The organism is Microcoleus sp. K1-B1, assembly GCF_036704705.1.
Taxonomy (GTDB): Bacteria; Cyanobacteriota; Cyanobacteriia; order Cyanobacteriales; family Microcoleaceae; genus Microcoleus.
In genome coordinates, this window is the sequence record NZ_JAUBSH010000153.1 from 1 (window position 1) to 7758 (window position 7758).

8 protein-coding genes and 1 pseudogene are annotated in these 7758 nt (G+C 45.5%); 5 read left to right on the forward strand and 4 right to left on the reverse strand.

The features are described from left to right. Positions 1–229: 229 nt before the first annotated feature. Positions 230–727, reverse strand: coding sequence for a pentapeptide repeat-containing protein (locus QUA83_RS29475; RefSeq protein ID WP_333036940.1), 498 nt, complete (start codon positions 725–727; stop codon positions 230–232). A 109-nt stretch (positions 728–836) separates the two neighbouring features. Here QUA83_RS29475 and QUA83_RS29480 point away from each other — a divergent pair, with 109 nt between their 5' ends. Next, positions 837–1205, forward strand: coding sequence for a phage holin family protein (locus QUA83_RS29480; protein WP_333149187.1), 369 nt, complete (start codon positions 837–839; stop codon positions 1203–1205). Between the two features lie 4 nt (positions 1206–1209). Here QUA83_RS29480 and QUA83_RS29485 read toward each other — a convergent pair whose 3' ends face one another. Beyond that, a complete protein-coding gene (locus tag QUA83_RS29485; protein ID WP_333297718.1) occupies positions 1210–2007 on the reverse strand; it encodes a cobalamin biosynthesis protein in 798 nt (265 codons plus the stop codon). 120 nt (positions 2008–2127) lie between these two features. Here QUA83_RS29485 and QUA83_RS29490 point away from each other — a divergent pair, with 120 nt between their 5' ends. Then, complete coding sequence (locus QUA83_RS29490; RefSeq protein WP_333297719.1) at positions 2128–2490, forward strand: hypothetical protein; 363 nt, start codon at positions 2128–2130, stop codon at positions 2488–2490. A 71-nt stretch (positions 2491–2561) separates the two neighbouring features. On the opposite strand, the pseudogene QUA83_RS29495 reads toward QUA83_RS29490, so the two are convergent. Continuing rightward, positions 2562–2779, reverse strand: a pseudogene (locus QUA83_RS29495) (TetR/AcrR family transcriptional regulator); the annotation flags it as partial. A 178-nt stretch (positions 2780–2957) separates the two neighbouring features. Here QUA83_RS29495 and QUA83_RS29500 point away from each other — a divergent pair. Next, positions 2958–3320 (forward strand): hypothetical protein, encoded by a 363-nt coding sequence (locus QUA83_RS29500; RefSeq protein WP_333297720.1) that lies wholly within the window; start codon positions 2958–2960, stop codon positions 3318–3320. 105 nt (positions 3321–3425) lie between these two features. Here the strand turns inward: QUA83_RS29500 and QUA83_RS29505 are convergent, their stop codons facing one another. Then, positions 3426–4043 (reverse strand): helix-turn-helix domain-containing protein, encoded by a 618-nt coding sequence (locus QUA83_RS29505; RefSeq protein ID WP_333056383.1) that lies wholly within the window; start codon positions 4041–4043, stop codon positions 3426–3428. A 282-nt stretch (positions 4044–4325) separates the two neighbouring features. Here QUA83_RS29505 and QUA83_RS29510 point away from each other — a divergent pair, with 282 nt between their 5' ends. Both QUA83_RS29510 and QUA83_RS29515 read left to right on the forward strand, forming a co-directional pair. Then, positions 4326–5921 (forward strand): pitrilysin family protein, encoded by a 1596-nt coding sequence (locus tag QUA83_RS29510; RefSeq protein WP_333153397.1) that lies wholly within the window; start codon positions 4326–4328, stop codon positions 5919–5921. A gap of 199 nt (positions 5922–6120) precedes the next feature. Beyond that, a complete protein-coding gene (locus QUA83_RS29515; protein WP_333297722.1) occupies positions 6121–7602 on the forward strand; it encodes a pitrilysin family protein in 1482 nt (493 codons plus the stop codon). Positions 7603–7758 lie beyond the last annotated feature (156 nt).

The following is a 7758-nucleotide window of genomic DNA, read 5'->3' on the forward strand; positions in this document are numbered from 1 at the left end:
ATCTCAAAAAATGGTTTGTTGAAATTTTTGCTAAATCCGCCTAGTTATCGGATCATTTTTTTTGTGGCTTTCTCTTATTGATTGTGGGGAGTAGGGGTTGGGCTTCTAGCCCGGAACAGGCAAGATGCCTGTTCCACAAACAAATTTATTGGTTGTATTCGTTGTGGGGTGGGGTTCTAGGCCGCCCATACCAATATTCCAGAAATTGAAATTGTGGGATTAAAATAAATCAGCGACATCCCAAGGAATCGCGAGTAGAAATCCCCGTTTGAGAATTAATCCCACTTGCCTTTGTACACAATTCTTTAACTTGTGATCCGTCCATAATTGCATCAGTAAAGTCAGCGCCGGTGATATCAACGCCTTCAAAAGTAGAACGCAGCAAAATTGTTTCTGCTAAAATTGCATCACTTAAATCGGCATTAGTAAATTTAACTTGATCAATCATTGCATTAGTTAAATTGGCGCCGTGCAAATTCGCCTGAGTCATCACAGAGGCGCTCATAATTGCTCCCCGCAAATCGGCATTAGAAAAATTAGTCAAGTCCATATTAGCGTTAGAAAACTCAGCGGCCCGCAGCATTTGACCAGAAAAATCGCGTCTTGTCAGTTCGGCGTTGCTAAAGGACAACGGCGGAGCGTAATATTTAGATTGAGCCTGGGCTGGCTGCTGCAGGATGAAGATAGTTAGCGCCAAGAGGAATGCTGCTAGTTGCCGGAGTTTCATAAGTCTGATATTCTCGCAAGGTGGGTATTTCGTAGTGTATCCCGAACTTGGGTCGATCGACTAAACAGGTACAATCTTAATTAATAGTGATGGAGATGGAAAAAAAGATATGCTAAGTTTTTTCTTAACTTGGATAGTAGCAGCAGTTTCGCTGATCGTTACCGCTAACATTGTACCAGGTATTTCGGTGGTTAGCTTTCCGGCGGCGATGGTGGCTGCTGTTGTTATCGGATTGGTGAACGCGGTTGTCAGACCGATTCTTACATTGCTGACGCTGCCTTTGACCATTATTACTTTAGGTTTGTTTTTATTCGTTGTGAATGCAATTTCGCTTTCCCTGGCTTCGTGGTTGGCGGGTGCGTTCAATATCGGCTTTGCGGTTAACGGTTTTTGGCCGGCTTTGTTTGGTTCGATTGTTTTGTCATTCGTGTCTGGGTTGATTGGTCGATTTGTGAATGCCAATACTTTGTCTCAGTAATACATTATCCCAGATACTCGATCGGGCAAACTGCAACCGCTACTGTTACCGCAGAACCCGCCCTAACCCCTCCTTGTGAAAGGGGGGGATTTTTGCTGCGAAATATTTGTTTAGGGACTAAAAGCTTTTCACGGGCGGGTAGGATGCCCACCCCACAAGCAGATTCACTCTTTGTGGAACAGGCATCTTGCCTGTTCTTGAGAATGGTACAAGATATCTGTTCGATCGCACAAAGTGCTGCAGCTTCTGCTACGCTGGGCGTCCCAACTTGTTTGACTACAATATTTGAAGGGTTGGGGACTTCTACGGAACTTAAAATGTCAGCAGCAAAGGTTTTTAACGGCCAATTTCGCTCTTGACAAAGTTCCAGCAAGCCGACTTCACCTGCTTTAGTGTCTATTGTAGCAATACCTGCGATCGCACTTTCCGCTAAATGATAAGCACGGCATACTTGTTTAATCGCAGTTTCGATTAATTCTCGCCCTGTTCCGCGTTCACAACCTATCCCTATCCACAACACTCTCGGATGCCACTGAACCTTTGGCAAAGCAGATTCCGGCGAAAATCGTCTCTGGGTGAAACTAATCCAAATTCGGGCTTTGATAGTTGATAGGTTTTCCCCATCCCAATACAAAGAATGTTTTTCGGGCAGACTGTTTCGCCACAAAGTAGAACCAACTTCTTGAATTACTTCGACAGTTTCCCCTCTAGCAAGAGCCGCCGCCACTCCTGTCCAGTCACCTTCACCCCGCCTCCAACCGCTGGGAATCTCTAGCATATCTAAAGTAAATTCATCGCTCATTATTCAATTATCTATTCTGTAGTTTCACTGCGACCGCAATCTAAAAAAAAACTTAACACTCTGTTTAGTGAAAATTTTGGTAAAATTGTAGCACAAACTACAAAAAACCCAACATTTAAGATGGTAGAACTAAATCAGTTACTGTTAGAGTTTGAAAGAAACCTCAAATCAGAAGGAGTGAAAAAAGAATGGAAAGAGCGCCGGGAAAGTTGGGTTAGCGATGTGGCAGCATCAGTTAACCTGACATATCTAGCAGAATTGCTAGTTGAATTGGAATCAAACTTGCAGGGAGAATCGGTTGATATTCAGTGGCCCGATCGTCGGAACCGTTGGGTAGAAGAATGTCTGGGAGCATCAATTTTCCAAGAAGTATCAAGTTTATTGCTGGAACTAGAAACCAATACAAATTCGGAAGCTATGGCTGATGAATGGTCGCACAATCGCGAGAATTGGGTACAGCAAATGCACCAGTTTAAGGAGTAGTTTCGAGGATTCAGAGCCTGTAGATATGCGTTTTCAGGCTCTAAAATTTCCTAATGACTAATGACTAATGACTAATTCTTGATCTTTCTGCCAAACCCATTCAGAAAAATATCAGCGAGTCCTTCAGCCATTTCCTGCATTTGCTGCCGAGAAGCATTCGGCTCATAATCGTATTTTGACTGAAGGGCGCGACTGCAAACATTCCCACAAATACCTGACCGACAATTTTCGGATTCATCTTTGGATAAACTTGTTTTTCTCTCGCCGTTCCCAAAAAAACCTCAGCCACATATAGCGTTTCTCAGATAAATGAGGTATACAGAAACCCTGTATTGTCAAGCTTTCCAGGTCAAAATTCGTACCTCACCTTTTTGATAAAGGCTATAGCTCATTATAAAAAACCAACACTCTCAATCAATAAAATTTGTACAAAAATAGCACAAACTGCAAACAAGACAAAATTTAATATGGTAGAACTAAACCAATTACTGTTAGAATTTCAAGCCCACCTAAACGGGGACGCAGTGACGGAAGAATGGAAAGAACGTCGCAACTGTTGGATGAGCGAGGTGTCAGCAGCAATTGACGAAAAACACCTAGCCAAATTGCTAGTTGAATTAGAATCAAATTTTCAGCGAGAAGCGGTACAAAGTCTCTGGAAAATGATCCGTGAAAGTTGGGTAGAAGAATGTCATATAGCATCGACACTGGAAGAAGTATCAAGTCTATTGCTGGAACTTGAAAGCAATACAACCTGGGAAGTAGTGACGGATGAATGGCAGGATTATCGGGAGAAGTGGGTACAAAAGATGTACGATTTTATAGAGTAATTGGGGATTAGTGACAGGTTATTGGTTATTGGTTATTAATTATAATCACCAATAAGTAACAACCAATAAGTAACAACCAACAAATAACCAATAACTAATGACTAATCATTCATCTTTCTGTAAAACCCCATTCAGAAAAATATCTGCGAGTCCTTCGGCCATTTCCTGCATTTCCTGCGGCGAAGCATTCGGCTCCATAATCGTATTTTGACTGAAACCCGCGACTGCAAACATTCCTAAAAATACCTGAGCCACAATCTTCGGATTCATCTTCCGATAAACTCCTTTTTCCATCGCCGTTTCAAAAAAAGCCTCAGCAACATCGCTCATTTTTCCGATGACTTCCAACTGAATTCTGTCGCGCAAATCCGGGTGAAATTGCGCTTCCAAAAAACACACCCGCATCATGTCGCTATTCTCGCGGATATTCAGCATCCGCCGCCGCATCACCTGAGCCACTGCTTTGTAACTGCCCATCTCGCTCAATTCTGTCAGCAAATCCGTCAGCAACTCCACCCATCCTTCCGTCGCTACCTCAATCAAAATCGCTTTTTTATTATCAAAATGCCGAAATAGCGTACCCTCTGCCACCCCCGCCGCCGCTGCTAAATCGCGAGTTGTCGTGCCGTCGTATCCGCTGCGGGCAAACAACCGCTGAGCGGCTTGTAAAATCCGCTTCTTGGTTTCTGTTTCAGAAGGAGGAGACTGATTAAAAATTCGCATGGCTTTGCAATCGGTAATTGGCGACTTGGAACTACGGGTTCGGGACTGAAGGGCTAAATAATGTTAAGTTTTAAGTTGTGCGCGGCTTTTATCCCAAACTTAAAACTCCTCGCCGGGCCCCAGACCCTTTTTGAGATTTGCTGTATCAGCCTAACATCTGGGGCGCAACAGATCGCTTATGCCTCCAAAAATCTTTATCCTGAGAAAAGAATTCCTGGCCACCGAGCACAAACATTTTTTTGTTTGACAATCCAAAATCTAAAATCTAAAATCTAAAATCGAATGACCCCGCAGTTCCAAAAACCCCGTGAAGCGAAGCTATCCCGTAGGGAATCGCCCGATCGCCAAACTCGATTCATCGCATCCCTGCTCGCCGCTGTACTGCTGTGGTGGGGAATTTCGCCCGAAATCGCCCTCGCCCGCCCCAACCCCGCTAGCGGCTCCCAAACAGTCTCTGTTCAACCATCGCTCGATCGAGTAATCAGCCAAGTCAGCGAATTTAAGCTCGACAACGGCATGAAATTCATCGTACTCGAAAGGCCCAGAGCGCCCGTAGCATCGTTTCTGATTCACGCCGATGTAGGCGGGGCAAACGAACCCGACGGTCAAACAGGTGTCGCCCACTATCTCGAACATTTAGCCTTCAAAGGCACGCCAAAAATCGGCACTACCGACTACCAAGCCGAAAAGCCGCTGCTAGAAAAACAAGACCAACTCTTCGAGCAAATGCAAGCAGCCAAGGCCAGCGGCAAAACTGAAGAAGTCGCCCAATTAAAAGCAGAATTTGACAAAGTTGAAGCCGAAGCTTCGCAATTTGTCAAGCGCAATGAACTCGGCAAAATAGTGGAACAAGCAGGCGGAGTCGGACTAAATGCCGCTACTTCCACCGACGCCACAATGTATTTTTACAGCCTTCCAGCTAACAAGTTAGAAATGTGGATGTCGCTGGAATCCGAGCGATTTCTCGAACCAGTATTTCGGGAATTTTACAAGGAAAAACAGGTAATTTTAGAAGAGCGCCGGCTGCGAACCGAGAATTCTCCGATCGGACAAATGGTTGAAGCTTTTGCCAACAAAGCTTTCTCTGCTCATCCCTACCGCCGCCCCGTAATTGGCTACACTGAAGACATTAAAAACCTCACCCGCAGCGACGTGCAGAAGTTTTTCGACACTCACTACGTCCCCAGCAAGCTGACTGTTGCGGTGGTAGGAGACGTGAAAGCTTCGGAGGTGAAGCGACTCGCTCAAATTTATTTCGGCCGTTACAAGGCTTCACCCGCGCCTCCAGAATTGCAGATTGTCGAACCTCCCCAAACGCAAACTAAGGAAGTGACGCTGCAATTAAAAACTCAACCTTGGTATTTGGAAGGGTATCACAAACCGGCGATGAATCATCCCGACAATGCCATTTATGAAATGATTGGTTCTTTGCTCAGCGATGGCCGCACTTCTCGGCTCTACAAATCTTTGGTAGAAGAGCAGCAATTGGCGCTGGCGGCTCAAGGTTTCAGCGGTTATCCGGGCGAAAAGTATCCGAATTTGATGTTATTTTATGCTCAAACTGCTCCGGGCCGCACGGTTGATGAAGTAGCCTCCGCTTTGAGCAAGGAAATCGATCGCCTGAAAACTGAGCCGGTTTCTGCTTTGGAATTAGATCGCGTGAAAACTCAGGCGAGAGCCGATTTGTTGCGATCGCTCAATTCTAATATGGGCATGGCATTTGCGCTGGTGGACTATCAAGTAAATACCGGTTCATGGCGAAATTTGTTCAAGGAATTGGATGCGATCGCGGCTGTTACTCCCGCTGACATTCAGCGTGTCGCTCAGGCAACTTTCCGCCCGGAAAATCGCACGATTGGAAAGCTTTTGCCACTGTAAGAAGAAGGTTCTGTAACGGATGTAACGGATGTAACGGATGTAACGGATGTCAGTTCGATGTCCGGCGGAAGAAGGAAGAAGGAAGAGGGAAGAGGGAAGAAGGAAGAGGGAAGAAATACTCGTTTCCAGGCTCTGCCTGGGAACGCATATCGGCGAGGCTCTGCCTCGAATTGTCAAATTAGGAAACATTGGAGAAAGAATGAAAAGGACTAAATTGAGACTGAAAAAAGTAAAGTTATTTCTGCTGTCACTTTGCTTTTTTACTGTTTCACTTGGCACGTTTAATTTGTTACCTTCCTTTGCGGCGGCACCCAAACACTACGACGAATTAACATTTCCCCCGCTGGCAGAAATTAAACTGCCTAAATATACTCGCTTCGAGCTAAAAAATGGCATCCGGGTGTATCTGATGGAAGACCGGGAACTGCCGTTAGTCGGGGGAACGGCTCTATTTCGCACGGGCGAGCGTTTTGAACCTGCCGATAAAATTGGATTGGGAGGTTTGACGGGAGAAGTGATGCGAACTGGCGGTACGAGCCGGCATACGGCTGATGAATTAAATCAGTTGCTAGAACAGCGAGCAGCTTCAGTAGAAACGGGGATTGATGTTAGTTCAGGCAGCGCTAATTTTAGTGCTTTAGCTGAAGATTTGGAACCCGTATTTGACTTATTTGCGGAAGTGATTCGGGAGCCAATATTTGCTCAGGAAAAGTTGGATTTAGCGAAGAACCAAACTCAAGGTGCGATCGCCCGCCGCAATGACGATCCTGACGGTATTACCGGCCGCGAGTTTCAAAAATTAATTTATGGATCTCGCAGTCCTTACGCGCGCACGGTAGAATACAAAACCCTCGCCAATATTTCCCGCGACGATTTGGTGAGTTTCTACCAGAAATATTTCCATCCCAAGAATATGATTTTGGGTATTTCTGGCGATTTTGATACAGCTAAAATGCGATCGCTCGTCGAGCAAAAATTTGGCAACTGGCAACCGAATCAAAGTGCAGCAGTGCCTCCGCTACCAACCGTATCGCCAGCAAATGGCGGCGGCATATTTTTGGTAAATCAGCCGCAATTAAGTCAAAGTTACGTGCAAATGGGACATTTGGGTGGAATGCTCAACAGTCCAGATTACGGTGCTTTGGATGTGATGAATGGGGTTCTCAACGGTTTCGGTGGCCGTTTGTTTAATAACGTGCGATCGCGCCAAGGCTTAGCTTATTCAGTATACGCGGCTTGGAGTCCGAGGTTTGACTATCCGGGGGTGTTTGTCGCAGGAGGCCAAACGCGATCGGACGCCACAGTAGCGTTTATCCAGGCGATTCGGGCAGAGATCGATCGTATCCGCACCGAACCAATTACCCAGGAAGAATTAGCTTTTGCTAAAGATTCCACCCTAAATTCTTTCATCTTCAAATTTGAAAATCCCAGTCAAACTTTGTCGCGATTAATTCGCTACGAATACTACGGTTATCCCGAAGATTTCATTTTTCGCTACCGCCGCAGCATCGAAGCAGCAACAATTGCCGACGTGCAGCGCGTAGCCCAGACTTATTTGAAACCGGAGAATCTGGTAACATTAGTAGTGGGAAATAGTGCGGCAATTCAACCGCCGTTATCGAGTTTGGGAACTTCGGTAAAAGTGCAATCTGTTGATATCACAATTCCCTCGGCAACTTAATTTATTTGTGATTAGGAGTCGCCGATCCGACTAAGGACACGGCATTGCCGTGTCCCTCCTCTTTGCGGCACAATTTTCAACTAACTGTAGTTTAGACTAAAAAATCAGTGCAGCTAAAAGTAGCAGCCTTTTAGCAGAAGGCAAGCTGTTGCTCAA